The sequence below is a fragment of the Sphingobium sp. AP49 genome (assembly GCF_000281715.2).
In the GTDB taxonomy this organism is placed as follows: Bacteria; Pseudomonadota; Alphaproteobacteria; order Sphingomonadales; family Sphingomonadaceae; genus Sphingobium.
The window spans coordinates 1,242,288-1,266,876 of the sequence record NZ_CP124576.1; the positions used below are offsets into that span (position 1 = coordinate 1,242,288).

24 protein-coding genes are annotated in these 24,589 nt (G+C 63.2%); 3 read left to right on the top strand and 21 right to left on the bottom strand.

Going from position 1 to position 24,589, the window contains the following annotated elements; genetic code table 11:
- The first annotated feature begins 30 nt into the window (after positions 1-30).
- The gene (locus PMI04_RS06030; protein ID WP_007709567.1) at positions 31-1,482 is read left to right on the top strand and encodes an MATE family efflux transporter; all 1,452 of its coding nucleotides are present in this window, start codon (positions 31-33) and stop codon (positions 1,480-1,482) included.
- A 5-nt stretch (positions 1,483-1,487) separates the two neighbouring features.
- Here PMI04_RS06030 and PMI04_RS06035 read toward each other — a convergent pair whose 3' ends face one another.
- A complete protein-coding gene (locus tag PMI04_RS06035) occupies positions 1,488-3,170 on the bottom strand; it encodes an ATP-binding protein (protein WP_007709570.1) in 1,683 nt (560 codons plus the stop codon).
- Between the two features lie 256 nt (positions 3,171-3,426).
- Between PMI04_RS06035 and PMI04_RS06040 the strand changes: the two genes are divergently transcribed.
- On the top strand, positions 3,427-4,509 hold the full coding sequence (locus PMI04_RS06040) for an acyltransferase (RefSeq protein ID WP_007709572.1): 1,083 nt from the start codon (positions 3,427-3,429) through the stop codon (positions 4,507-4,509).
- Positions 4,510-4,517: 8 nt separating this feature from the next.
- On the opposite strand, the gene PMI04_RS06045 is transcribed toward PMI04_RS06040, so the two are convergent.
- From PMI04_RS06045 to PMI04_RS06095, 11 genes are all read right to left on the bottom strand, one after another.
- Positions 4,518-5,522 (bottom strand): LLM class flavin-dependent oxidoreductase, encoded by a 1,005-nt coding sequence (locus PMI04_RS06045; protein WP_037486421.1) that lies wholly within the window; start codon positions 5,520-5,522, stop codon positions 4,518-4,520.
- 43 nt (positions 5,523-5,565) lie between these two features.
- Positions 5,566-6,003 carry an Hpt domain-containing protein gene (locus PMI04_RS06050; protein ID WP_007709577.1) on the bottom strand — a complete coding sequence of 146 codons (438 nt, stop codon included), beginning with the start codon at positions 6,001-6,003 and terminating at the stop codon, positions 5,566-5,568.
- 94 nt (positions 6,004-6,097) lie between these two features.
- Positions 6,098-6,328: a sulfurtransferase TusA family protein gene (locus PMI04_RS06055; protein WP_037486369.1), complete on the bottom strand. Its 231-nt coding sequence runs from the start codon at positions 6,326-6,328 to the stop codon at positions 6,098-6,100.
- The gene (der, locus tag PMI04_RS06060) at positions 6,315-7,682 is read right to left on the bottom strand and encodes a ribosome biogenesis GTPase Der (RefSeq protein ID WP_007709579.1); all 1,368 of its coding nucleotides are present in this window, start codon (positions 7,680-7,682) and stop codon (positions 6,315-6,317) included. The genes PMI04_RS06055 and der overlap by 14 nt, the downstream gene beginning before the upstream one ends.
- 30 nt (positions 7,683-7,712) lie before the next feature.
- Positions 7,713-9,062, bottom strand: coding sequence for a PQQ-binding-like beta-propeller repeat protein (locus tag PMI04_RS06065; protein ID WP_007709581.1), 1,350 nt, complete (start codon positions 9,060-9,062; stop codon positions 7,713-7,715).
- Positions 9,063-9,070: 8 nt separating this feature from the next.
- On the bottom strand, positions 9,071-9,769 hold the full coding sequence (locus PMI04_RS06070; protein ID WP_007709583.1) for a tetratricopeptide repeat protein: 699 nt from the start codon (positions 9,767-9,769) through the stop codon (positions 9,071-9,073).
- Positions 9,770-9,843: 74 nt separating this feature from the next.
- Complete coding sequence (panB, locus tag PMI04_RS06075) at positions 9,844-10,716, bottom strand: 3-methyl-2-oxobutanoate hydroxymethyltransferase (protein ID WP_007709585.1); 873 nt, start codon at positions 10,714-10,716, stop codon at positions 9,844-9,846.
- 101 nt (positions 10,717-10,817) lie between these two features.
- Positions 10,818-13,277: a TonB-dependent receptor gene (locus tag PMI04_RS06080; protein ID WP_007709587.1), complete on the bottom strand. Its 2,460-nt coding sequence runs from the start codon at positions 13,275-13,277 to the stop codon at positions 10,818-10,820.
- Between the two features lie 171 nt (positions 13,278-13,448).
- Positions 13,449-13,637, bottom strand: a complete 189-nt coding sequence (locus PMI04_RS06085; RefSeq protein WP_007709588.1) for a YezD family protein — start codon at positions 13,635-13,637, stop codon at positions 13,449-13,451.
- Positions 13,638-13,735: 98 nt separating this feature from the next.
- A complete protein-coding gene (locus PMI04_RS06090) occupies positions 13,736-14,404 on the bottom strand; it encodes an alpha/beta hydrolase (protein ID WP_007709589.1) in 669 nt (222 codons plus the stop codon).
- Positions 14,405-14,578: 174 nt separating this feature from the next.
- Positions 14,579-14,944, bottom strand: a complete 366-nt coding sequence (locus tag PMI04_RS06095) for a PRC-barrel domain-containing protein (protein ID WP_007709591.1) — start codon at positions 14,942-14,944, stop codon at positions 14,579-14,581.
- A gap of 86 nt (positions 14,945-15,030) precedes the next feature.
- On the opposite strand from PMI04_RS06095, the gene PMI04_RS06100 reads away from it, so the two are divergent.
- Positions 15,031-15,462 carry an OsmC family protein gene (locus PMI04_RS06100; RefSeq protein ID WP_007709592.1) on the top strand — a complete coding sequence of 144 codons (432 nt, stop codon included), beginning with the start codon at positions 15,031-15,033 and terminating at the stop codon, positions 15,460-15,462.
- Here PMI04_RS06100 and PMI04_RS06105 read toward each other — a convergent pair.
- The 9 genes from PMI04_RS06105 to PMI04_RS06145 form a co-directional block, all read right to left on the bottom strand.
- Positions 15,459-16,364 carry a DMT family transporter gene (locus PMI04_RS06105; protein WP_007709593.1) on the bottom strand — a complete coding sequence of 302 codons (906 nt, stop codon included), beginning with the start codon at positions 16,362-16,364 and terminating at the stop codon, positions 15,459-15,461. The genes PMI04_RS06100 and PMI04_RS06105 overlap by 4 nt on opposite strands.
- A 54-nt stretch (positions 16,365-16,418) precedes the next feature.
- Positions 16,419-17,216 carry a class I SAM-dependent methyltransferase gene (locus tag PMI04_RS06110; RefSeq protein WP_007709594.1) on the bottom strand — a complete coding sequence of 266 codons (798 nt, stop codon included), beginning with the start codon at positions 17,214-17,216 and terminating at the stop codon, positions 16,419-16,421.
- Positions 17,217-17,325: 109 nt separating this feature from the next.
- Entirely contained in the window at positions 17,326-18,861 is a 1,536-nt protein-coding gene (locus PMI04_RS06115) for a CpaF family protein (RefSeq protein WP_007709595.1), read from the bottom strand.
- Between the two features lie 255 nt (positions 18,862-19,116).
- A complete protein-coding gene (locus PMI04_RS06120) occupies positions 19,117-19,371 on the bottom strand; it encodes an ATP synthase F1 subunit epsilon (protein WP_004210764.1) in 255 nt (84 codons plus the stop codon).
- Between the two features lie 54 nt (positions 19,372-19,425).
- Positions 19,426-20,871 (bottom strand): F0F1 ATP synthase subunit beta, encoded by a 1,446-nt coding sequence (gene atpD, locus PMI04_RS06125; RefSeq protein ID WP_007709598.1) that lies wholly within the window; start codon positions 20,869-20,871, stop codon positions 19,426-19,428.
- A gap of 24 nt (positions 20,872-20,895) precedes the next feature.
- Positions 20,896-21,780 carry a F0F1 ATP synthase subunit gamma gene (locus PMI04_RS06130; protein WP_007709600.1) on the bottom strand — a complete coding sequence of 295 codons (885 nt, stop codon included), beginning with the start codon at positions 21,778-21,780 and terminating at the stop codon, positions 20,896-20,898.
- 3 nt (positions 21,781-21,783) lie between these two features.
- The gene (locus tag PMI04_RS06135) at positions 21,784-22,410 is read right to left on the bottom strand and encodes a LysE family translocator (RefSeq protein ID WP_193378301.1); all 627 of its coding nucleotides are present in this window, start codon (positions 22,408-22,410) and stop codon (positions 21,784-21,786) included.
- Positions 22,411-22,416: 6 nt separating this feature from the next.
- Positions 22,417-23,946 carry a F0F1 ATP synthase subunit alpha gene (atpA, locus tag PMI04_RS06140; protein ID WP_007709603.1) on the bottom strand — a complete coding sequence of 510 codons (1,530 nt, stop codon included), beginning with the start codon at positions 23,944-23,946 and terminating at the stop codon, positions 22,417-22,419.
- Positions 23,947-23,948: 2 nt separating this feature from the next.
- On the bottom strand, positions 23,949-24,503 hold the full coding sequence (locus tag PMI04_RS06145; RefSeq protein ID WP_007709606.1) for a F0F1 ATP synthase subunit delta: 555 nt from the start codon (positions 24,501-24,503) through the stop codon (positions 23,949-23,951).
- Between the last annotated feature and the right edge of the window lie 86 nt (positions 24,504-24,589).

Here is a 24,589-nt window from a genome sequence, read left to right on the forward strand (position 1 = left end):
GCCGCAATCGGGGATAAGGGGTAAGGGCGAATGGCAGCAGGGGCACAAGGGGCGCGGGACCTGACACAGGGGCCGATCGCCTCCACCTTGCTGGCATTCGCCATCCCGACACTGGCGTCCAATATCCTCCAGTCGCTGAACGGATCGATCAACGCGATCTGGGTCGGTCGCTTCTTGGGGCCACAGGCGCTCGCCGCGACGGCGAACGCCAATATCATCATGTTCCTGATGTTCTCCGTCGTGTTCGGCTTCGGCATGGCGTCGACGGTGATGATCGCGCAGGCGGTCGGCGCGCGCGATATGGACGCGGCGCGGCGCGCCTTCGGCTCGGCCGTGGGTTTCTGCTTCCTGCTGGCCATGGGCGTCGCGGTGGCGGGCTGGTTCGGCGGGCCGGCGCTGCTCCATCTGCTGGCGACGCCGCCCGAGGCGTTCGACATGGCGCTGACCTATCTGCGGGTCATCTTCGTCGCGATGCCGGCCTCGCTGCTGAGCGTCATGATGATGATGGGCCTGCGCGGCACGGGCGACGCCCGCACGCCTTTGATTTTCATGATCCTGTCGGTGGCTATCGACCTGGTGCTCAATCCCGTGCTGATCCTGGGCCTGGGGCCGATCCCGGCTATGGGGATTGGCGGCTCTGCGGCGGCGACGGCGGCAGCGGGCTTCATCAGCCTGATCGGCCTCATCATCTACACCTATGCCAAGGATCTGCCGCTGCGGCTTCGAGGCGTGGAACTGGGCTATCTCAAGCCTGCGATGGACGAGATGCGGGTGCTATCGACCAAGGGCCTGCCGATGGGCCTGCAGATGATCGTCATGTCGACGTCGGGCCTGGTGATGATCGGCCTGGTCAATCGCGAGGGTTTTCTGGTGACGGCCGCCTATGGTGCCGCGCAGCAGATCTGGACCTATCTGCAAATGCCGGCCATGGCGATGGGGGCGGCGGTCAGCGCGATGGCGGCGCAGAATATCGGTGCGGGGCGCTGGGACCGGATCAGCAAGATTACGGGTTATGGCATTGGTTATTTGCTGGCGATCACCGGCGCGATGGTGGTCGTCATCCTGATCTTCCACGAAGCGCTGCTGTCGCTGTTCCTCAGTCATAATCAGGCAGTGATCGACGCGGCCTGGAATATGCAGTTGCTGGCAAGCTGGAGCTTCATGCTGTTTGGTTGCACGATGATCCTGTTCGGGGTGATGCGGGCGAACGGCGTGGTCGTGGCACCGTTGCTGATCCTGATCTTCACACTCTTCGCCGTGCGACTGGGCTTCTATTATGCGATCTATCCCCGGATCGGTGCGGACGCATTGTGGCTGAGCTTCCCGGCGGGATCGGCAGTCTCGTTGACGCTGGCGGCCCTGGTCTATTGGCAGGGGGGATGGCGCAAGGCCACGCTGATGGTCCCGATTCACGAAGAGGAATGCCGCGAGGCGGTGCACAGCGAAACCGAGCCGGCCGGGCGGATATCGCCGACCGGCTGAGACGGTCAGCGCCCCTGGTTGCGCCAGCGCGTGATGGTGCGTTCCAATATGTCGTTTTCGCCGCCGGCCTGACGCCACAATTCGGTGAAGCTCGGATCGCCCGAAGCGGGACGGCGTGATTCTTCCAGATTGTCGAGGGCGACGCGGATCGGCACGGCGACGCCTTCGCCGCAGATGATGGCTTCACGGTTGCGCAATGCGGGAATGGAATCCAGGAAGCCGCGCGCGCCTTCCGGCATGGCTGCCTTCACAAAGGCCTGGTCGCGATCATTGTTGAGACGCATCGAGATGATGGTGCCGCACTGCGACAGCACGCCCTCGGCTAGGTCGGAGGGGCGCTGGGTGATGAGCCCCAGCGACACGCCATATTTACGGCCTTCCTTGGCGATCCGTTCCAGGATGCGGCGCACTGCCTGACCGCCGCCGGCCGTGCTGGCCGGTATGTAGCGATGCGCTTCCTCGCACACCAGCAGGATGGGGCGCTGCGGCTCGTCGCGCGCCCAGATGGCATAGTCGAATACCAGCCGCGACAGCACCGATACGACCACCGAAGTGATGTCCGATGGCATGGCCGACACATCGATGATGGAGATCGGCTTGCCGTTTGAAGGCAGGCGGAAGATTTTGGCGAGGAAGGCTTGCATCGAATCCGCGACCAACATGCCGGAGAACATGAAGGAATAGCGCGGATCGGACTTGATCTCGTCGACTTTGGACTTGAGCCGCATATAGGGCAGCGACCCGGTGCCTTTTTCCAGCTTGCCCATCTCGTTCTGCAGGATCGCGGTCAGATCCGACAGCAGATAGGGTACGGGGGAATCCACGGTCAGGCGACCGATGCTTTCGGCCAGGCGGTTCTTCATCCGCGCGGCCAGCAGGCATTTGGCGAGGATATCGCAATCCTGCGTGCGTTCGGCCCCTTCCGACGTCACGAACACTTCGCAATGTTCCTCGAAATTCATCAGCCAATAGGGCAATGCGAGGTTGTTGATATCGAACACCGCGCCATTTTGCTGGAAGGCGGCGCCATATTCGCCATGGGGATCGATCATCACGATATGGCCCTGGGGCGACAGGTCGCAGATGCGGTGCAGGATCAGCGCGGCGCTAGTCGACTTGCCGGTACCGGTCGATCCGAGCAGCGCGAAATGCTTGCCCAGCATGGAATCGACATACAGCGCGGCGCGGGTGTCCGTGGTGGGGTAGACGGTGCCGATCTGGACATGGGGCCTTTCGTCTGCCGCATAGATTTGCTGCATGTCCAGGCTGGAAACCGGATAAATGTCGGTGCCGGGCGTGGGATAGCGGGTGACGCCGCGACGGAAGCGGTAGATTCGCCCGGTCAGCCTTTCCTCTTCACCCTCGCCCAGGAAGTCGATGTCGGCGATGATCGCGCCGCCATTGCTGCGGTCCAGCACCAGCGAACGGATATTGGCGATCAACCAGCATTCGCCCACTCGCATCTTCACCTGGCTACCAACTTGGCCGGCCATGGCGGTGCAAGGGTCCAGATCGTGCGAGAAGGCACTCAGGCTATTGGGGTCGACCAGTATCTTGGAACTGGATCCGGCAATCTGGAAAACCATGCCCAGCGACGGGCCAAGGTCTGGCCCTGCCTGCCGGGCCGGAAAAGGTTGCGCGGACGCTGTCTCTTGAGAAAATTGATATGCGCCCGGCATTTGGGTCATGAGCCTTAATTGTCCCCCTTACCGGATAGCATCCGGCAAACCTATTCGCTCGTAACGATCAGAGGTAAATATTGGATTACAGTCGATTATTGGCTGGGGCTTGGGGGGCTGGTGCGCGCTGGAAGGTCGATGCTGCGCCGGGAATGTCGACGCTTGAACCCATCATTTCGTCATGCAATCGCCCCGGCCGGGCCGAGGCGCTGGAACGGGGGGCGGTTTCGCGCATTGAGAAGCTGACCATAGTCAGGAAAATTACTTGCCCGAAACTCTGCCGACCGATGGAGCGCGCCGTTCCGACGCGATCGCGATCGCGCGCGTAATCTGCATTCTGGGCGTCGTCTATGTCCATGCGTGGACAGGGCGCAACGGCCAGGATCTGGAAATGCTGCGCGGATCCGCACAGGAAGGGCTGCGCTGGGTGCTGATGGAGATATTCGGGCGGAGCGCGGTGCCGCTGCTGGGCCTGATATCGGGTTGGCTGGTCGGCGGATCAGCCCGCACCCGCAATTGGACCCATCATGTCGGGCGCAAGGCACGGACCATATTGCTCCCAATGCTGTTGTGGAATGCGGTTGCGATTCTGCTGGTGTCGGGGGCCGCATGGTTCGGCGGGCTGTCGGCGCCGCTGCCGCAATCGGGTGGCTGGGTGGCCCAGGAATTGTTCATCGTATCGCGCAATCCAGACATTAATGTGCAAATGCCGTTCCTGCGTGACCTGTTCCTGTGCATGCTGGCCGCGCCCTTGCTGGTGCGCATGCCGAACTGGGCGTTGCTGCTGGTCGCCGGTGCCGCCGCGATCAGCCAGATATTGGGGATAGGAGCGCCGGTGCTGATGCGGGCGTCGATCCTCTTCTTCTTCACCGCAGGTATATTGGCACGGCGTGGCGGCTGGATGGACCGGGCGGCGGAACTGCCACTGTCGCTCGCCGTCATGCCCTTTGTCCTCTTGATGTCGGCCCAGCTCTATGTGTCGCTCAATGCGGGGGCAGGATGGCCGCCGCTCGCTCTGTCCAGCCTCGACATGGCCGTCCGCATCGGCGCGGCATTAGGCTTCTGGCGTCTCGCCTGGGCGTTGGCGGCCAGCCCTGCGCGCGGGGCGCTGTTGCGGGTAGAACCCTATGCCTTCTTCCTCTTTTGCGCGCATCTGATCCTGATCTGGTTGGGCGGGCCTGTGCTGGGTGCGCTGTTCGGTCCGCTCGGGTCGCCGCTATATCCATTCTATCTGATCGTGCAGCCTTTCCTCATCCTGGCTGCCGTGGTCGTGATCGGCAGTCTGTTGCGCCGGATCGCACCGACGGCGGCGCGGGTGTTGAGTGGCGGGCGACTGGCCCCGGCCTGATGAGCTTGTCAGGCCGGTTCGTGCGCAGCTAATGCCGTGGCGGCCGCCATCGCGATGGCATAGCTGCGTTGACGCGCGACGGGATCGTGGATCTGCGCCGCAATGATGACCTCATCCACATCAGTGCGGGCGAGGAATGCGGCCAGGTCTCGTTCGACATCGGCCTGGGTGCCGATGCTCGACGCGCTCATGACGTCGGCGAGCATGGCCTGGGCTTGCAGGGGCAGGCTGTCATAATAGCCTTCGACCGGCGGCTGCAACTTTCCGGGCTGGCCGGTGCGCAGGCGAACGAATGCCTGCTGCATGGAACTGGCGATCAGGGTCGCTTCCGACGCGCTGTCCGCCGCGAAAATATTATATCCGGCCATGGCATAGGGGCGATCCAGTTGGGCCGAGGGGCGAAAGTCGCGGCGATAGATTGCCAGCGCCTCATCCAGCGCGGCCGGCGCAAAATGCGAAGCAAAGGCATAGGGCAGGCCGAGTGCCGCTGCGAGTTGCGCGCCATATAGGCTGGACCCCAGAATCCAGAGGGGGACATCGGCACCGGCACCCGGGGTTGCCCGAATGCCCAGCCGGTCATCGCCGGCAAAATAAGCCTGCAATTCGATAACGTCGCGCGGAAACTGGTCGGGGCCGCCGCTCAAGTTGCGGCGGATGGCCTGCGATGCCTTCTGATCGGAGCCGGGCGCGCGCCCCAGGCCCAGATCGACGCGGCCGGGGAACAGTGCATCGAGCGTGCCGAACTGTTCCGCGATCAGCAGCGGGGCATGATTGGGCAGCATGATCCCGCCCGCGCCGATGCGGATGGAACTGGTGGCCCTGCCAATATGCGCCAGGACGACCGCCGTCGCCGCCGATGCGATGCCGGTCATGCCATGATGTTCGGCCACCCACAGGCGATGATAGCCCAATGTCTCGACATGCGCCGCCAGATCGGCAGCTTCGTCGAGTGCGGTGGAAACGTCGCTGCCTTCACGGACAGGAACCAGGTCGAGGACAGAAAAGCGGGTCATGCACACCATATGGGGGCATGGTCCGTTTTATTTCAATACGGAATTATTCGGCGCGGCCGAAACCTTGCGGCTGAACCTCGACGCGGCGGCCGAACGTCGGGCGACGAGCTACCAATGGGTTGGCGTCGCGATCGAGCAGAGCCATGGTCTCCGTGAAACAGGGGCGCAGTGCGACGACCACCTCGATCAGTTCATCGGGGCCTTCATGAAATTCGATACAGCGCCGGGCGACCATTTCGATTTCTTCCGCCATGGCGCTCAGGCGATGGGCGCCAAACTGGGCCGATTCACCCTTGAGCGTATGGGCCGGGCGGACCAGGGCAACAGGATCACGATCGCGGAAGGCCTGTTCCACGGCGCCGATGGCCTTTTCGCCATCCTCCCGGAAATAGCCCAGGATGCGCATGAACGCCGTACCCAGCTCGGTGCGGGTGCGTGCAAACTCGTTCCATTCCACCAGTTCGGCATCTTGATAGGACACCTACGCCACTCCTTGTGTTCCTTCGTGGCGAAAATAGGGGCGGCGCGTAAACAGCGGGTTAAATCCTGCAACGCAAGGGCGACCGATTTCAGTCCTATGTTACCCGACCGAGCGCGAACCGATCCCGGGAAACGGCCAAAAACGTCCAGCCATTCTGCTGGGCGAGCGCTTCCAATTCCCGCGATGCGATGGGATCGTCGGCATCAATGATAATGGCATGGGCGTCACGCATCGCCCGGGCGGCCCGGAGGGCAGGCCAGGGGCATTTCATGCCCCTGGCGTTCACATGGACGGGGTGACCGGAGATCGGGTCATTTGCTGGCATAGGGGTTTTTGGCGCTACGCAATGTCAGGCGCACCGGCACAGCGCCAAAACCCAGTTCCTTGCGGATGCCGTTCACCAGATAGCGGCGATAGCTTTCGGGCAGTTCGTCGAGCCGCGTGCCGAACAGCACGAACGTCGGCGGGCGCGTCTTGTTCTGGGTGATGTAGCGCAGCTTGATCCGCTTGCCACCCGGGGCTGGCGGCGGATTGGCCTCCAGCGCGGCCTCGAACCAGCGGTTGAGCACGCCGGTCGAGATGCGCTGCGACCAGGCGGTACGGGTCTCGAACGCGACCTTGATGAGGTCGTCCAGGCCCTTTCCGGTGGCGGCGGATACGGTCATGATCGGCACGCCACGCACCTGGGCCAGGCCGTCGAACAGGGCCTGTTTGATGCCCTGATAGAGCGCCGAGCCATGTTCGACCGTGTCCCATTTGTTGAGCGCGACGACGAGGGCGCGGCCTTCTTCCAGCACCTTGTCGGCGATGCGCAGGTCCTGCGCCTCGAGGCCTCGGGTGGCGTCGAGCAGTAGCACCACGACTTCGGCGAAGTTCACGGCGTTCAGGCCGTCGGACACGGCAAGCTTTTCCAGCTTGTCCTGTACCTTGGCACGCTTGCGCATGCCGGCCGTGTCGATCAGGCGGACCGGCCGTTCCTCGCCCTCATGGCTGGTCCACATCCAGTCGACGGCGATGCTGTCACGGGTGATGCCGGCTTCCGGGCCGGTGAGCAGCCGGTTTTCGCCAAGCAGCCGGTTGATCAGGGTCGACTTGCCGGCATTGGGGCGGCCGACGATGGCGAGCTTGAGCGGGGCGCTCTCCTCGTCCTCGTAAAATTCCTTCTCATGCTCCTCGCCGTCCTCGCGTTCGAGATGGGGGAGCAGCGCCTGGAACAGGTCCGCCAGGCCCTGGCCATGTTCGGCGGAGAAGGGAATGGGTTCGCCCAGGCCCAGTATGAACGCTTCCATGACGCCGGCTTCGGTCGACTTGCCCTCGGCCTTGTTGGCGACCAGGATCACCGGAGCGTCGCCCTCGCGCAGCCAGCGGGCGATTTCCTCGTCCAGCGGCGTGATGCCGGCGCGGGCATCGACCATGAACAGGGCGACGTCGCAATTCTCGACCGCCGCCTGGGTCTGCATGCGCATGCGGCCGGGCAGGCTATGGGGGTCTTCATCCTCATAGCCTGCGGTGTCGATGATGGTGAATTCGAGGCCCAGAAGATGAGCCTCGCCTTCGCGCCGGTCGCGGGTGACGCCGGGCTGGTCATCGACCAGCGCCAGCTTCTTACCGACCAGGCGGTTGAACAGGGTGGACTTGCCCACATTGGGCCGCCCGACAATAGCAACTGTGGGCAGCATGATGAAGGCCCGTTTCCTTTCTAGCGCATCCTAGCGCAGCGCCGTCAGCTTGCCGTTGTCGGCAAGGATGTAGAGCGTGTTATTGGCGACGATCGGCGACAGCGACATGGGCTTGCCCATTTCGACATCGGACTGGATGGTGCCGGTCATCGGATCGACATAGTTCAGATCGCCGCGCGTCGATACAAGAATCAGGCGCCCGCCGGCAAGAACCGGACCGGTCCAGCGAATGGCGTTGGCTTTTTTCTTTTCCTTTTCCCACCGACGCAGCTGGCTGATCCAGCGAATCTTGCCGGTGGCGCGAGCGACGCACAGCAGCTTGGCATCGCTGGTCACGGCAAATACCCATTCGCCCGCCACCCAAGGGGTCGAGATGCCGGCGATGTTGATTTCCCACAGGCGCTGGCCGCTGGTGAGTTCATACGACGCCATGCGGCCGCCCTGGCCGATCGCGAAGACGCGGCCCCGGTCGATCACCGGATCGGCGTCGATGTCTGTCAACGTGGCTACCGCCGTGGAGATGCTGGTCCTCGACAGGGCATCGCCCCACAGGGTCCGGCCATTTTCGTAGCGATAGGCGTTGATCTCGCCCGAGCTATAGCCCGCGATCACCGTGCCCTGGGCGGCGGCAGGCGCCGCAACGCCAAAGATGCCGGTAACCTGCAGCGTGCCGCTGTCGGTCCATTGGGTGGCGCCGTCAGACTGGTTGAGCGCAAAGATCTGATTGTCCTGGCCCATCACATAGACATGGCCATTTTCCAGCGTCGGCGCGCCGCGCAGCGGGCCGCCCGGATGGACTTTCCAGACGATTGAGCCGTCACTGACATTCATCGACACCACGTCACCGACGCCCGTGCTGGCGAACAGCTTGTCGTCGAGGACGCTGACACCGCCGCCGAAAACGGCACGACCATTGCCTTCGGCGGGCAGGGATGTCTGCCACAGCTTCTGGCCATTATTGGCGTCGAACGCGATGACATGGGCACCGGCATCGATCACGAACAGCTTGCCACCGGCCACGACCGGGGAGGAGGCAAGCCGGGCCTGCGGGGTGCTGCCTTCGATCGAGGCGCTCCAGATCTGCTGCGGCGTGGCGCCGAGCGCCAGATGGCCCAGCGCCTTGGATGGGTCGCCGCCCGGCTGCGACCATTGGTCATTGGCGAAGGGGGCAGGCAGGCTGACCGGTACATCGGCCAGGGTCGGATCGATCTCGATTCCCTGCTCGTTGCTGAGAATCGACACGCGATTGCCGATGACCGGTGTCTTGGGGCCGCCCTTCTTGCCGCCAACCACGCCGCAGCCGGCGAGCAATGCCACCATGGCGGCCATGGTGACTGCGCGGCCGACCGGCCCGAACTTCGTCATGCTGTGCATAGCCATGCGCTTGCTTATCCCTGTACCGGCTCGGCGGGCGTCTCGACCGCGTCAATACCCAATAGTCCTGCCATCTGTCGCGCACGTGAACGGATCGACTGGGGCACATTTGCGTCCTTGGCCATGGCCGCGAACATCGGACCGGCGAGATCCGGTTTGCCCATCTTCATATAGGCGATGGCGACCATCTCGCCGGCGCTGCCGAACCAGGGCGCGCCTTCGACGGCCAACGGCTTCAGGCGGTCGACGACCTGCTGGGGCTTGAGCGTCTCGAACTCGATCGCCGTCTGGCGGATGAGCGCAAGGTCGCGATAGGGTTGCGCCAGCGACGTATCGGCGGCGATCGCCTTGTAGCCGGCGATCGCGGCCTTGCTGTCACCCTTGCGCGCGGCCAGGCCGGCCTGCACCAGCAGGGCGGAGGCGCGATAGCCCGGCTGGCTGGCCTTGGCGAGCGCGTCGACATCCTTGGCGTCGGGCGTGCCGCCGCCTACCGCCGTCGTCAGGACATTGTCCATTTGTTCGGACACGACTTCGGACTGGGTCTTGCTGTAATGCTGCCAGTAGAGCCAGCCACCAAAGGCTGCGAGCCCCAGGATCAGCAGGGCGATGAGCCAGCGGCCATAGCGCTGCCAGAAGGTGAGGAGCTGGTCCTGGCGGACGGCCTCATCGACCTCGCGCATGAAAGCTTCGCTGTTTTGCGGCGTCAGGGCCACGGGAATCTCCGAAAAATGGTCAGTGGAAGCTGCCGGAAGGCGGGATCATTAGCGGGGTGACGAAGACTCGCAAATCACTTTTTCGGCCGATAGACCTGATCGTCGCCCGGAAAGCTGCGATTGCGGACCTCCGCAGCATAGCTTTCCGCTGCCTGGCTGATCGTTTCCGCCAGATTGGCATAGCGTTTCACGAAACGGGCGGTACGCTCGAACATGCCGAGCATGTCTTCCGCTACCAGTACCTGGCCGTCGCAGCGGGCCGAGGCGCCAATGCCGATCACCGGCACATCGACACTATCGGTGATGATGTCCGCCAGTTCCTCCATCACGCCTTCGACCACCATGCCGAAGGCGCCGGCTGCTGCCACGGCGCGGGCATCGCCCAGAATCTTGGCATGTTCCTCCTGGCTCTTGCCGCGCGCGCCATAGCCACCCAGTGCATTTACCGCCTGGGGCGTGAGGCCGATATGCGCCATCACCGGAATGCCGCGCTGGGTGAGGAAGCGGATCGTCTCGGCCATGGCTTCGCCGCCCTCCAGCTTGACGCCGGCGCAGCCGGTTTCGGCCATCACGCGGCTGGCGCTGGCAAAGGCCTGCTGCGGCGACGCCTCATAGGAACCAAAGGGCATGTCGACCAGCACGACGCTGTGATAGCTGCCACGGACCACGGCAGCGCCATGGGCGATCATCATGTCGAGCGTGACCGGCAGGGTGGAGGGCAGGCCGTAAATGACCTGCGCGAGCGAATCGCCCACCAGCAGCATGTCGCAATGGGGATCGAGCAACTGTGCCTGACGCGCGGTATAGGCGGTCAGCATCACCAACGGCTCGTCGGTCTTGCCTTCAAACTTGCGGCGCTGGATCTGCGGCACGGTCAGCCGCTTCATCGGCGCGGGCGTAGGATTGGCGCGGCTGGTCGCGGTGTCGAGCGTGAAAGTCGTGGACATGGCCGCGCTCTACCGCAGCCTGACGCGGCGTGCAAATGCCGGGCCGGCCGAAGCGGCATGATGCGCGCTTCGGCCGGCTCCGTCGTCTCGCCCCGTTCGGGTCAGAACGAGAATTTGATCGTGCCGCCCCAAGTCTGGGGATCGCCGGGCTGGCCGGCAATCAGGCCGGTGTTGCCCGGTGCGACCTGGAGATTTTCGATATAGTTCACGTCGAAGGCATTGCGGACCCAGCCGAACACATCGAAGCCTTCGCCGCGGAAACCGGCGCGGACGTTGGTCAGGGCATAGCCCTTGACCTCGGTATAGATGGAAGGCGAGGCATTGGAGTTCCAGTGCGAACGATAATTGCCGTCAACGCCCAGATAGAGCTGGCCGTCCTTCGCCAGCAGATTGACCGGAATGTTATATTCCGCGCCGTAGGAGAAGGCCCATTTCGACACGCCGGGCAGGTCCTGGCCCGAAATGTCGCACTGGCGCGGGCTGAGCGCACCGGGGACGCCGGGCTGCGAATAGTCGGGCGTCGCGCCGGATGCCTGGAAGGTGCCGCCCGACAGTTCGGGCGGGCAGGGGGCGTCGACGAACTTCTTGTACTTGGCGTCGGTATAGGCGCCGTTGGCATAAGCGGTGAAGCGATCGCTGGCGACGACCTTGAAGTCGGCCTCGATGCCCTGCGAACGCACCTTGCCGGCATTGGCGAGATAGCCGCGCACCGTACCGAACTGGCCGCCATTCACGGTTGCCTGGAAATTCTTGATGTCGGTGCGGAAGGCGGTGAGGTTGAAGGTCGCCCGGCGATTGAAGAACTGGGTCTTGAGGCCCAGCTCATAATGATTGACCGATTCCGGCTTCACCGTGCCAGCGTCATAATTGACGGTGTTGTCGGCATTGAGCGGCAGGCCGTTCTGGTTGATGCCCAGCGTCTTGAAGCTCTTGGCATAGGTCGCATAGGCCAGGATATCCGGTGCGATCTTGTAATTGACGTTGAAGTCGTAGGTGAAGTTCCACGCGCTGTCCGACGGGGCGCTGACCTGCGGCTGATAGACGCCGCACTGGGCGGCGAGTACGGTGCCGGCAGCAGGGGCCGGCGTGCAGCTGATCACCTGGCCTGCGCCATTGGTCACGACACGCTCATAATAGCCCGACTTCTTGTCATAGTTGAGCCGGGCGCCGGGCTGGATGGTGAGCGCATCGGTGACCTTCCAGCTGAGCTGTCCGAACAGGGCGGCGCTGGTACTCTTGAGCCACTGGGTGTTGCTCGCGGTCAGGCCATTCAGCACGCTGGGGTCGTTCGCCAGGGCGCCGGTCAGGCTCCACTTGCTGGCGTCGGCGCCCTGTTGTTCGGTACCCTGGGTGTCGATCCGCTGCTTGAAGCCGAACAGGCCGAGCACGAAGTCGACATCCTTGCTTTCATAATTATAGCGGAATTCCTGGCTATACTGGTCCTGCTGCGACGGGTTCTGCGACTTGGACACGATCGACAGGCCGGTGAAGTCGCGATCATTTTCCGGCTTCCAGTCCCAGAAGCGCCAGGCGGTGACAGAGGTCAGCGTGCCCGGGCCGACATCCCATTTGATCTTGGCCGATACGCCGCCGATCTTGTTGCCGGCATTGAGGTTGGAATCGAGATCGGTCAGCCGGTCATAGGGATTGGTGCTGGGCGTTGCATAGTTGCGGCCCGGATTGGCCGCGTTGACCGCTGCGACCAGCGCATCATATTGGCGAGCAAGCGGGCGCTGGGTCTTGCCGACGCGGACATAGACGGTGCCGCAGCATTCGGGATCCTGCTTGCTATAGTCGCCCGACAGGGTGAGGCTGAAATCGTCATTGGGCTTGAACAGCAACTGGCCACGAATGCCCAGATTATCCTGCTCGTTGATCCAGCGCTCGCTGGTGACATTGTACAACGTGCCGCGACGGGTGGTCGCGGCAACCGCGATGCGGGCGGCGATCGTATCGGTCAGCGGCCCGGAAATGGCGGCCTTGGCCTGTTTATAGTTGAGATTGCCGACACTCAGTTCGGCGCGTCCTTCAAAATCGAAGGTCGGCTGGTTGGTCGTGATGTTGATCGCGCCGGCCGTGGTGTTCTTGCCGTAAAGCGTGCCCTGGGGGCCGCGCAGCACTTCCACCTGGTTGACGTCGAGAAAGTCGAAGGTCGCGGCGGCAACGCGGCTGTTATAGACGTCATCGACATAGATGCCGACGCCCTGTTCAAAGCCGTCGCTGGTGAGGCCGAAGGGCACGCCCAGGCCGCGGATATTGACCGAGGTGTTGCGCGGATTGGTGGTATAGACCTGCAACGTCGGTGCGAGCTGCTGCAGCTTCACGATGTTGAAATTGCCGGTCGCCTCGATACTGTCACCCTTCACCACGGAAATGGCCAAGGGCACTTCCTGCGCGGTTTCCTGGCGGCGGCGGGCGGTGACGACGATCACGTCGCCGCGTGGGCTGCTGGCCTGCTGATCGCCATCAACGGCCGGTTGCGGTGCCTCGGCCGCAAAGGCGGATGGCGTGACGAATGAAGCGCTCGCCACGCTGGCGAGCAACAGAAAACGCGCAATCATGTTCTTCCCCTTGGTTCCGGATGTCCGGTGCTATCTTGATCGCGGCGTTTCCGGTGGTCCGGTCAAAGCCGTGCTGTCGGGGTGTTCCCTGTTGATGCGGCGCCCCCAGTGCCGCACCGGCATGCCGTCTTCGGCCTGCCCTGATCCTTGCGCTTGCCCTCCCTGAAATGGTCAGGCGGAAAGGCGCGTCTTTTCGGTGACGTCGATCTGCACGACGCGGGCGTCGTGGACGGTGAGCGTGATCGAGCCGAAGCGGAGTCCGTCGAGCACATCGCGCACCTTGTCGATGCTGGCGATGATATCGGGGCGCTGTCCATCGGCGCGGCTGTGGCGAAGTTCGATCGTTCTATGTTCGGTCATGTCAAATCCCTCTGCCCGCTTCTTAACTCAACCGTATAAGTAGACAAAAAAGCAAATATAAGGGGCGCGCAAGATTCTCTTGTCGCGCCCCGGCGATATCAGGTGGCGATGCGCAGGCTTCCGGGTGTCCGGTCGAGCTGAGCCATCGGCATCGCCGGGCGCATCTGGCGCACGGCGGACGCCTGTTCCTGTGCATTATCGATCAGCCGTTCCAGCAAGGCCTGGCCAAAGCCCCATTCGCCCAGGCCCGAATCGGCATTGATATGGCCGCTATGCCCGGCATCGACGAACTGGCTGCCCCAATTCTTGCCGATGCTGTGGGCGCGTTCAAAGAAGATATAGGGATCGTTGCGGCTGCCGACGAGGATGGACGGGAAGGGCAGTGGCGTGCGCGGCGTTGGACCAAAGCCACCGATCGTCTCGGGCGTTTCCATCCGGTCGCAATCCGGCGGGGCGACCAGCAGGGCGCCGGTCACCGGCCAGCCATAGGCTTGGCTCTGCAACGCTCCCCACCAGGCGACCGCCAGACAGCCAAGGCTGTGCGCCGCCAGAATGACAGGACCGTCGGCTTGCCGGATGGCGGCATCAAGCCGGGTGACCCAGGCATTGCGATTGGGACTGGCCCAGCTACCCAGGTCGACGCGTTCGCAATCGCCGCGCTTTTGCTCCCACAATGTCTGCCAATGACCAGGGCCGCTATTGTTGAGGCCGGGGATGGTCAGCACGACCGGCTGGCGTGCGGTTCCCGAATGTCCGAATCGCTCCATTATCGTTATCCTCGTCCTATATTCCGAGCCTGCCAAAATAATACTATTCATCTGGTAGACAATAGGTGAGCGCCGAAATGTGTCGAAATCTGGGCAACCTGAATGGCAGATAAATGGGTGCGCCGGCCCATCGACCGCATGCCCATATCAAGCCCCTGATCGCGCTTGAAAAAGCTACCAGGGGTAGATCAGTCCATAATATTGATAGACGTTGCGGCCATAGGCATCGTCGAAGGCCGGGCGATCCTCGACCAGATAATGGGGTGCCTGCTCCAGCACCTCCTTGGCCAGTTCGATCACATAGCCGCCCTTGTCGGTATCATAATGCAGCATCGACCAGGGCAGCGGGTAATGTTCATTTCCCATACCCAGAAACCCGCCGAAGGACAGCAGCGCATAGCGGACCTGACCGCTGCGCTTGTCGACCATGAAGTGAGATATCTTGCCCAGCTTTTCGCCCTGACGATTATAGACAACGGTGCCTTCGACCCGGTCCGACGCGATCAGGTCGCCGCGATGTTCGGTCATCATCTCGACCATTGTCACTCTCCTGCAAAAACATTCTATTCTGGTGCAACTATGGGGAGCCGGTGGGGTTCCTCAGCTTCACAGCAAGGAGCATCGGCATGAAGATTAATCGCACCGGTTCGGCGGCCTGGAGTGGCGGCCTCAAGGACGGCAAGGGCACGATCTCGACTCAGAGCGGCGCGCTCGACGCCTATCCCTATGGCTTTGCCACTCGGTTCGAGGGCGTGCCGGGCAGCAATCCCGAAGAACTGATCGCTGCCGCTCATGCCTCCTGCTTCACCATGGCGCTGTCGCTGATCCTAGGCGAGGCGGGACTGACGGCGGAAAATATGGAGACGAGCGCAGTGGTCACTCTGGAGCAGCAGGAGGGGGGCTTCGCCATCACCGCGAGCAAGCTGACCCTGAAGGCGAAGATCCCGGGCGCCGACGACGCGACCTTCCAGGAACTGGCGGCCAAGGCCAAGGCCGGCTGCCCGGTATCGAAACTGCTGAAGGCCGATATCAGCCTGGACGCGGAACTGCTGGCCTAAACCTCTGCGAGACGCCTGGCGTGGCGATGTTCACGCCAGGCGATATAGAGGCCACTGGCGATGATCAGCGCCGCGCCGAGCCAGGTCGTCCACATCGGCCAGTCGCCCCAGATCGCCCAGCCGAGCAGGGTGGTCCACAGGATCGAGCTGTAATCCATCGGCAGCACCACCGAAACCGGCGCCCAGCGCAGCGCGGCGGTGAGGCACAATTGCGCGATGCCGCCGAACAGGCCGATCAGCAGCAACAGCCCCCAGGTCTGCGCGTCATGTGCCTGGCCATAGAAGAGCATGCCGATGCCGAGCGGCGGGACCGACAGGGCAGTGAACCAGAAGACAACGACCCCGGCGCTTTCGGTGCGGCCAAGCTCGCGCAGCACCAGGCTGACGCTGGCCGTCACCAGCGCGGCGGTTATGGCGACGGCAACGCCCATGGGCGGGAAATGGCCGCCTTCAGGCCGGATCATGATGAGGACGCCCAGGAAGCCAAGGATGACCGCCGTCCAGCGATGGATGCCGGTCGGCTCGCGCAGGATCAGCGCTGACAGGATCGTGCCGAAAATCGGCATGGTGAAGCCGATCGTCGTCGCCTCGGCTGGCGGCAGCAGGATATAGGACAGGAAATTGAGCGCCATGCCGGTGAGGCCGATGACCATGCGGGTGGCATGGACGCCGATCCGGCGAGTACGGATGGCGCCGATGCCGCTGCTCATCGCCAGCCAGGCGAAGACCACGGGCAGGGCGAGCGCCTGACGGTAGAAGAGGGTTTCGACCAGATGGACGCCATGGGCGTCGGCGACCCGGCCGGTCACGAACATCACCGCCAGACAGATGACGGCGACCAGGCGCAGGCCGATGGCGAAGAGCGGGCGATGTGGACGGGAAGGGGCGGTGGCGCTGGACACGCCGCCTCCTTAGCCCGGTTACGCCATGGCGCAACCGGGCAAGGTCATTGGAGACTAACGGGGTTTGCGGAACTTCAGCGTCATGCGGTCGCTTTCGCCGATCGCGAGGTACTTTGCCCTGTCAACTTCGCCGTCACGCAAAGTCGGCGGAAGGGTCCAGACGCCCTTGGCCCAGTCTGCCGTGTCCTTGGGATTGGCGTTCACTTCCGATGCGCCGACATATTCGAATCCCGCGCCCTCGGCGATCCGGCGGATGGTCGAGACCTTGAGGTAGCCACTGCTCTTTTCGAGCGCGGTGTCGCGATCCTCGGGCAGGCGATGGTCGACCACGCCCAGCGTGCCGCCGGGCTTCAGCATGGCGAAAAAGGCCTTGAAGGTCGCGTCCTCGCTGCCGCCCATGACCATATTGTGGACATTGCGGAAAGTCAGCACGGTGTCGACGCTGTTCGCCGGAATGGTGGCCGCCTCCTCGGGATAGGCGACCAGCTTCACCTTGTCATAGGCCTGCGGCTTTTCGGCCAGGAACTTCTTGTAGCCGTCGAGATAGCGGCCGGTCGGCTGCAGCGCGTAGAAGCTGCCGTTGTCGCGCAGCAGCGGCGCGAGAATCTCGGTGTACCAGCCACCGCTCGGCGCCCATTCGACGACTGTCTGTGTCGGCGTTACGCCGAAGAAGGACAGCGTCTGCTGCGGATGGCGATACTTGTCGCGTGCGACATTGGTCGGCGTGCGGCTGGGTGCGGCGATAGCGCTAGCCAACGGATCGGCAGCTTGGGCACCATGGTCGGCATGCTGGGCGACGGCAGCGCCGAGCGGCAGGAGCGCGGTGGCGGCGAACAGGGCGAGACGGTTCATCGGGGATCCTCTCTTTTCAGGAGAGGGAGATGTGCCGCCGAGTCAGAACGGGCGCAAGGGCTGGCGAAGGACAAATCCTCCGCCAGCCACAATAAGTTACAGCAGGCCTTTAGAGGCAGGCTTCCAGGAAGGGCTGATCGAAGCCGAACATGCGCGCCTTGTCCAGCGTATAGGGGCGCAGGCCCATCGAGCGATATTCGCCGATGATCTTACCGCTGTCATCCTCGTCATGATATTCGAACTTGAACAGTTCCTGGGTCACGATGACGTCGCCTTCCATGCCGATCACCTCGGTCACGTTGGTGATGCGACGCGAACCGTCACGCAGGCGCTTCACCTGGACGATCAGGTCGACCGAATCGGCGATCTGCTTGGAAATCGCTTCCTTGGGGATTTTGATGTCGCCCATCAGGATCATGTTTTCCATACGACCCAGGCACTCGCGGGGCGAGTTGCTGTGGAGCGTACACATGGAGCCGTCATGGCCGGTGTTCATCGCGGCGAGCAGGTCGAAGCACTCCGCGCCGCGAATTTCGCCCAGGATGATGCGGTCGGGACGCATACGCAGGGCGTTCTTGACGAGGTCGCCGATGGTAATCGCGCCCTGGCCTTCCAGGTTGGGCGGGCGGGTTTCCAGCGGCAGCCAGTGTGGCTGCTGCAGCCGCAGTTCGGCGGCGTCCTCGATCGTCAACACGCGTTCGCCCGGGTCGATCATCTTCGACAAGGCGTTGAGCATCGTTGTCTTGCCCGAACCGGTACCGCCCGAGATGACGATGTTGAAACGGCAGGCGCCGGCGATCTTCAGCGCGGTCGCCATCTTCTGGCTCATCGCGCCCCATTGGGCGAGCATGTCGATGGTGATCGGCTTGGCCGAGAATTTACGAATCGAGATGGCGGTGCCACGCAACGACAATGGCGGCACGATGACGTTGACGCGCGAACCGTCCGGCAGGCGAGCGTCGGCGAGCGGGGTGGTCTGATCGACCCGGCGACCGACCTTGCTGACGATCCGCTGCGCGATCTGGAACAGATGATCCTCGTCACGGAACTTGATCGGTGCGATCTGGAGCTTGCCCTTTTTTTCGACATAGGTCTGCTCGGGACCGTTGACCATGATATCGGTGATATCCGGGTCCGACAGAAGTTCCTCCAGCGGGCCGAGGCCCAGCAGTTCGTCGACCAGCACCTTTTCCAGCGCGAACTGTTCGCGCCGGTTCAGGGTCAGCTTCAGTTCCGCCAACACTTCCATGATGATCGGCCGGAATTCCTCGGCCAGTTCATCCTTGGTCAGGGTCGCGGCGGCTTCGGGGTCGACGCGCTCAAGCAAGCGGGGAAGCACCTGCTCCTTGATCTTGTGGACCGATGCCTCGAAACCCTGTGGGCCGGCGTCGGGGACATGTTCGGCATTGGCGCGTTCCGACAGGCGTGACATCGCGTCGGCATTGCGCTGCATCTGGCTGGTGGGCGCGGACAGTGGGTCCAGCGCTGCCTCGCCGGGAAGAGCGGCCAGATCAAGCGGGGGGAACTGCTCGCCGCCGCGCGGCTGTTCCTCGCGTGATGCACCGCCTGCCGCGTGCATCGGGCGGGCGACGCCAAAGCCTGGCTTGATGCCGGCAGGTCCATTTTTCCGTCCAAATGCGCTCATAGCTCTCCGCCAGAATTTCCCGATCGGGCCAGCCACCCCTGAAGAGGCCCATTCAATAAGGCTGAGCAAGGTGAATAAGCTGGAAACTTTGACAAATGGCTAATGCCGCCGGGAACCGCGCGAGCCACAGCAGGTCGAGATCGATCGGATGGTTGGTCTGGTAAGGCGAAGGCCCAAAAAAAAGGGGCGCATATCGCGCCCCTTTGTTCTCTGCACGGTGCAAGCCCTCAGGCCGCTCCGTTATCGGTCAAGACCTTAGCCCGCCTTTTCGGCGAGGACGGTCAGACCCTTTTCATTGACTTCGGCAAAGCCGCCCTCGACCGGAATGATTTCTGGTGCGGCGCCGGCGCTGGCGAAGATCTGGATCGCGCCGTCGCGTACGGTCGACATGAAGGGCGCATGGCCTTCCAGCACGCCGAAGTCGCCATCGGTGCCGGGAACGACGACCTGATAGACCTCTTCCGAGCGGACGAGCTTTTCAGGGGTCACGAGTTCGAAATGCAGTGCCATTTTTATGTCCTATGCCCCCTCCCCAAGGCGGGGAGGGGTATATGGGGTTAGAGCTTAGGCTGCTTCGGCAGCCAGCTTCTTCGCCTTTTCGATGGCTTCGTCGATGCCGCCGACCATGTAGAAGGCGTTTTCGGGCAGATGGTCATATTCGCCATCGACCACCGCCTTGAACGACTTCACCGTGTCTTCGATCTGGACGAACTTGCCCGAGATGCCGGTGAAGACTTCGGCGACGTGGAAGGGCTGCGACAGGAACTTCTGGATCTTGCGTGCGCGGGCGACGGTCACCTTGTCCTCTTCCGACAGCTCGTCCATGCCCAGGATCGCGATGATGTCCTGCAGCGACTTGTACTTCTGCAAGATCGACTGCACCGCGCGGGCGGTGTCATAATGTTCCTGGCCAACGGTGCGCGGCTCCAGCACGCGGCTGGTGGAGTCGAGCGGATCGACCGCCGGATAGATGCCCAGTTCCGAAATCGCGCGGTTGAGAACGGTCGTGGCATCAAGATGCGCGAACGAGGTCGCCGGCGCCGGATCGGTAAGATCGTCCGCGGGAACATACACGGCCTGAACCGAGGTGATCGACCCCTTGTTGGTCGAGGTGATGCGTTCCTGCAGCGCGCCCATGTCGGTCGCCAGGGTCGGCTGATAGCCCACCGCCGAAGGAATACGGCCCAGCAGAGCCGACACTTCTGCGCCCGCCTGCGTGAAGCGGAAGATGTTGTCGACGAAGAACAACACGTCCTGGTTCTCGACGTCGCGGAAATATTCGGCGATCGTCAGGCCCGACAGGGCGACGCGGGCACGGGCGCCCGGGGGTTCGTTCATCTGGCCATAAACGAGCGCAACCTTCGAGCCTTCGCTGATCGCGTTGCCGTCGGCATCCTTGGCGATCACGTTGGCGTCGAGGAATTCGTGGTACAGATCGTTACCTTCACGGGTGCGTTCGCCAACGCCCGCGAAGACCGATGTGCCGCCATGGCCCTTGGCGATGTTGTTGATCAGTTCCTGGATGAGAACGGTCTTGCCGACGCCCGCGCCGCCGAACAGGCCGATCTTGCCGCCCTTTGCGTAGGGGGCGAGAAGGTCGATGACCTTGATGCCGGTGACCAGGATCGAGCTTTCGGTCGACTGGTCGACGAACAGCGGAGCCTTGGCGTGGATCGGCGACCGCAGGTCGGTGGCGACCGGGCCGCGCTCGTCGATCGGCTCGCCGACGACGTTCAGGATGCGGCCGAGCGTGGCCGGACCGACGGGAACGCTGATCTGTGCGCCGGTGTCGGTGACTTCCTGGCCGCGGGTCAGGCCCTCGGTCGAGTCCATCGCGATGGTGCGGACGGTGTTTTCACCCAGATGCTGGGCGACTTCCAGCACCAGGCGCTGGCCGTTGTTGCTGGTTTCCAGCGCCGAAAGGATCGCCGGAAGCGCATCGGGGAAGGTCACGTCGACGACGGCGCCGATGACCTGCGAAATGCGGCCTACATTGTTGGTGGTTGCCATGACTATGTCCTTGCCTGCTTGTCCTTAGAGGGCTTCGGCGCCCGAGATGATTTCGACGAGTTCGGTGGTGATCGCGGCCTGGCGGCTGCGGTTATACTGGATCGTCAGCTTGTTGATGAGGTCGCCGGCATTGCGGGTCGCATTGTCCATCGCGGTCATCGACGCGCCCTGTTCGGACGCGTTGTTTTCCAGCAGCGCCTTGAAGAGCTGCACCGTCACGTTGCGCGGCAGCAGGTCGTCGAGGATCGCTTCCTCGCTCGGCTCATATTCCACCGTCGCGGCGATGGCATTGCGGTCGGCATCCTCGGGGATCTTGACCGGAATGATCTGCTGCTCGGTCGGGATCTGCGCGAGTGCCGACTTGAAGCGGGAATAGAAGAGGTGCGCAACGTCGAACTTGCCGTCGAGGAACATCTGGCTGAGTTCCTGCGCCACTGCCTGGGCCTGCGCGAAGCCCGGCTCCTTGGCACCGGTGGTGTCGTAATTGGCGACGATCTTGCCCGGATAGGTGCGGTTGATGACCGGACGACCCTTGCGGCCGATCAGGTAGAACAGCACCTTCTTGCCATCCAGTTCCAGCGCGCGGGCCTTGGCCAGCGCGGCCTTCACGATATTGGCGTTGAACGCGCCAGCAAGGCCGCGATCGGAATTGGCGACGACCAGCAGATGGACTTCGTCCTTGCCGGTGCCAGCGAGCAGCGGCGAGGCGCCTTCGCCCGATCCGCCGGCGATCTTGGTCGCCAGGCTGGCGACGACCGCTTCCAGTCGCTCGCTATAAGGGCGGGCAGCTTCGGCCGCAGCCTGCGCCTTGCGCAGCTTTGCGGCGGCGACCATCTGCTTCGCCTTGGTGATCTTCTGGGTCGATTTCACCGACCCGATGCGCAGCTTCAGTTCTTTGAGGCTAGCCATAGTTCAAATATTCCGAGCAAGGGCCAGACGGCCCGCGAGACCAAAGAAACCGACGCCCATGGCGCCCTCGAACCAGCGCATCGCGCTGCTCTGACCCACTGTGCGGCCGGCCTTGGTCGCCAGCAGCGCGAGCAGGGCGCACCAGAAAAAGCCCAGCACATAGACGATCGCGATCAGCAGCATGCCCTGCCAGGGGGCGTCCGGGCCGGTGCCGACGAACTGCGGCAGCGCGGCTAGGAAGAAGATCGCGACCTTCGGGTTCAGCACGGTGCTGATGAAACCCTGCATGAAGGGCGACCCGCCGATCCGGACCTTGGGCGTTTCCGACGTCGAGGCTGGCTTGAGCGCGCCACGCAGCAGGCCGAAGCCCATCCAGGCGAGGTAGAGCGCACCGGCAATCTTCACGCCCAGGAACAGCCCCGGCACCGCGTTCAGCACGCTGAGAAAGCCGAAGCCGCACAGCAGCATGTAGAACAGGCCGCCCAGCTGAATGCCGCCGATCGCCGCCATGCCCGCCTTGAACCCACGGCGTGCCGCGTGGCCGGCCACCAACATGGTGTCCGGCCCCGGCAGCAGCACCAGACCGATCGACATCACGGTCCAGGCAAGAAGGGAATGGGCGGTGAGCATCTACCTTTAGGCGAAGGTCTTGCCGAATGCGTCGAGCGCAGCCTTCAGCTTGCCCTTGGCATCGTCGCCCAGATCCTTGCTGTCGCGGATCGCGGTCAGCACTTCGGGGTGATCGTGGCGCAGATAGGCGAGCATCAGCTCTTCGTAACGGGTCACGTCCTTGACCGGGATCGCGTCCAGATAGCCGTTGGTGCCGGCGAAGATCGACGCGGTCTGCTCTTCGAACGGCAGCGGCGAGAACTGACCCTGCTTGAGCAGTTCAGTGAGGCGCGCGCCGCGGTTGAGCAGCTTCTGGGTCGATGCGTCGAGGTCCGAACCGAACTGGGCGAAGGCCGCCATTTCGCGATACTGGGCCAGCTCCAGCTTGATCGAGCCCGAAACCTTCTTCATCGCCTTGGTCTGCGCGGCCGAGCCGACGCGCGACACCGACAGGCCGACGTTGATGGCCGGACGGATGCCCTGGTAGAAGAGGTTGGTTTCGAGGAAGATCTGGCCGTCGGTGATCGAGATCACGTTGGTCGGGATATAGGCCGACACGTCGCCAGCCTGCGTCTCGATGATCGGCAGCGCGGTGAGCGAGCCCGAGCCATTTTCCTTGTTCATCTTCGCAGCGCGTTCCAGCAGGCGGCTGTGGAGATAGAAGACGTCACCCGGATAGGCTTCACGGCCCGGAGGACGACGCAGCAGCAGCGACATCTGGCGATAGGCCACGGCCTGCTTCGACAGATCGTCATAGACGATGACGGCGTGCATGCCGTTGTCGCGGAAATATTCGCCCATGGTCACGCCGGTATAAGGGGCGAGATACTGGAGCGGCGCGGGTTCCGAAGCGGTCGCGGCGATGACGATGGAATATTCCATCGCGCCATTTTCTTCGAGCTGCTTGACGATCTGGGCGACGGTCGAGCGCTTCTGACCGACGGCAACGTAGATGCAGTAGAGCTTCTTGCTCTCGTCATCACCGGCGTTGGCGGTCTTCTGGTTGATGAAGGTGTCGATCGCGACGGCGGTCTTGCCGGTCTGGCGATCGCCGATGATCAGTTCGCGCTGGCCACGGCCGACGGGAACCAGGGTGTCGATCGCCTTCAGGCCGGTCTGCACGGGCTCGTGCACCGAGGTGCGCGGGATGATGCCCGGCGCCTTCTTTTCCACGCGCATGCGCTGTTCGGCAACGATCGGACCCTTGCCGTCGATCGGGTTGCCCAGACCGTCGACCACGCGGCCCAGCAGGCCCTTGCCGACGGGGACGTCGACGATGGTGCCGGTGCGCTTGACGGTGTCGCCTTCCTTGATCTCGGCGTCCGAGCCGAAGATCACGATGCCGACATTGTCGGCTTCCAGGTTGAGCGCCATGCCCTGAACGCCATTGGCGAACTCGACCATTTCGCCCGCCTGGACGTTGTCGAGGCCATGGACGCGGGCGATGCCGTCACCCACGGTCAGAACGGAACCGACTTCGCTGACCTGCGCTTCGGTGCCGAAATTGGCGATCTGGTCCTTGATGACCTTCGAAATTTCTGCGGCGTTGATATCCATGTTCAGCCTTTCATCGCCAGGGCGAGACTATTCAAACGGGTACGAATGGAGGAATCGATCATCTGGCTGCCGATCTTGACGACCAGCCCGCCCAGGATCGCGGGATCGACCTTGGTATCGACCGCGACATCGCGACCGACACGGGCCTTCAGGCTCTTCTGCAGAGCGGTGATCTGAGTCTTGGTGAGCGGATGCGCGCTCGTCACTTCGGCGCGGGCCTCGCCCTTGTGATTCGACAACAGCGTTTCATAGGCGCGGATGACTGCGGGCAACTGCGACAGGCGACGGTTCTGGGCGAGCACGCCCAGGAAATTCGTCGTCAGCGGATCGATCGACATGGCGGATGCAACCGCCGCGATCGTCTTACCCGCTGCATCGCGGCTGAGTACGGGGCTGTTGATCAGGCCCTTGAAATCAGACGATTCTGCGATCGCCGCCTTGATTGCCGCGAGGCTCGCTGCGACGGTGTCGAGCGTCTTGCCGTCGCGGGCCAGATCGAACAGCGCCACCGCATAGCGGCCGCTGAGGCTGGCCTGTATACCGCCGGTAGTCTCCACGCGCTTACCGTCCTCCAACTTGATTTGCCGGTCATGCAAAAAGAGGGGGAGCAGTAATAACCGTCCCCTGTTGTCGGGCCGGTTAG

Coding starts and splice junctions, on each gene's coding strand:
- PMI04_RS06030 (WP_007709567.1), top strand. CDS start 31: ATGGCAGCAGGGGCACAAGGGGCGCGGGACCTGACACAGGGGCCGATC.
- PMI04_RS06035 (WP_007709570.1), bottom strand. CDS start 3,170: ATGACCCAAATGCCGGGCGCATATCAATTTTCTCAAGAGACAGCGTCC.
- PMI04_RS06045 (WP_037486421.1), bottom strand. CDS start 5,522: ATGACCCGCTTTTCTGTCCTCGACCTGGTTCCTGTCCGTGAAGGCAGC.
- PMI04_RS06055 (WP_037486369.1), bottom strand. CDS start 6,328: ATGCCAGCAAATGACCCGATCTCCGGTCACCCCGTCCATGTGAACGCC.
- der (WP_007709579.1), bottom strand. CDS start 7,682: ATGCTGCCCACAGTTGCTATTGTCGGGCGGCCCAATGTGGGCAAGTCC.
- PMI04_RS06065 (WP_007709581.1), bottom strand. CDS start 9,062: ATGGCTATGCACAGCATGACGAAGTTCGGGCCGGTCGGCCGCGCAGTC.
- panB (WP_007709585.1), bottom strand. CDS start 10,716: ATGTCCACGACTTTCACGCTCGACACCGCGACCAGCCGCGCCAATCCT.
- PMI04_RS06080 (WP_007709587.1), bottom strand. CDS start 13,277: ATGATTGCGCGTTTTCTGTTGCTCGCCAGCGTGGCGAGCGCTTCATTC.
- PMI04_RS06085 (WP_007709588.1), bottom strand. CDS start 13,637: ATGACCGAACATAGAACGATCGAACTTCGCCACAGCCGCGCCGATGGA.
- PMI04_RS06090 (WP_007709589.1), bottom strand. CDS start 14,404: ATGGAGCGATTCGGACATTCGGGAACCGCACGCCAGCCGGTCGTGCTG.
- PMI04_RS06095 (WP_007709591.1), bottom strand. CDS start 14,944: ATGGTCGAGATGATGACCGAACATCGCGGCGACCTGATCGCGTCGGAC.
- PMI04_RS06100 (WP_007709592.1), top strand. CDS start 15,031: ATGAAGATTAATCGCACCGGTTCGGCGGCCTGGAGTGGCGGCCTCAAG.
- PMI04_RS06110 (WP_007709594.1), bottom strand. CDS start 17,216: ATGAACCGTCTCGCCCTGTTCGCCGCCACCGCGCTCCTGCCGCTCGGC.
- PMI04_RS06115 (WP_007709595.1), bottom strand. CDS start 18,861: ATGAGCGCATTTGGACGGAAAAATGGACCTGCCGGCATCAAGCCAGGC.
- PMI04_RS06120 (WP_004210764.1), bottom strand. CDS start 19,371: ATGGCACTGCATTTCGAACTCGTGACCCCTGAAAAGCTCGTCCGCTCG.
- atpD (WP_007709598.1), bottom strand. CDS start 20,871: ATGGCAACCACCAACAATGTAGGCCGCATTTCGCAGGTCATCGGCGCC.
- PMI04_RS06130 (WP_007709600.1), bottom strand. CDS start 21,780: ATGGCTAGCCTCAAAGAACTGAAGCTGCGCATCGGGTCGGTGAAATCG.
- PMI04_RS06135 (WP_193378301.1), bottom strand. CDS start 22,410: ATGCTCACCGCCCATTCCCTTCTTGCCTGGACCGTGATGTCGATCGGT.
- atpA (WP_007709603.1), bottom strand. CDS start 23,946: ATGGATATCAACGCCGCAGAAATTTCGAAGGTCATCAAGGACCAGATC.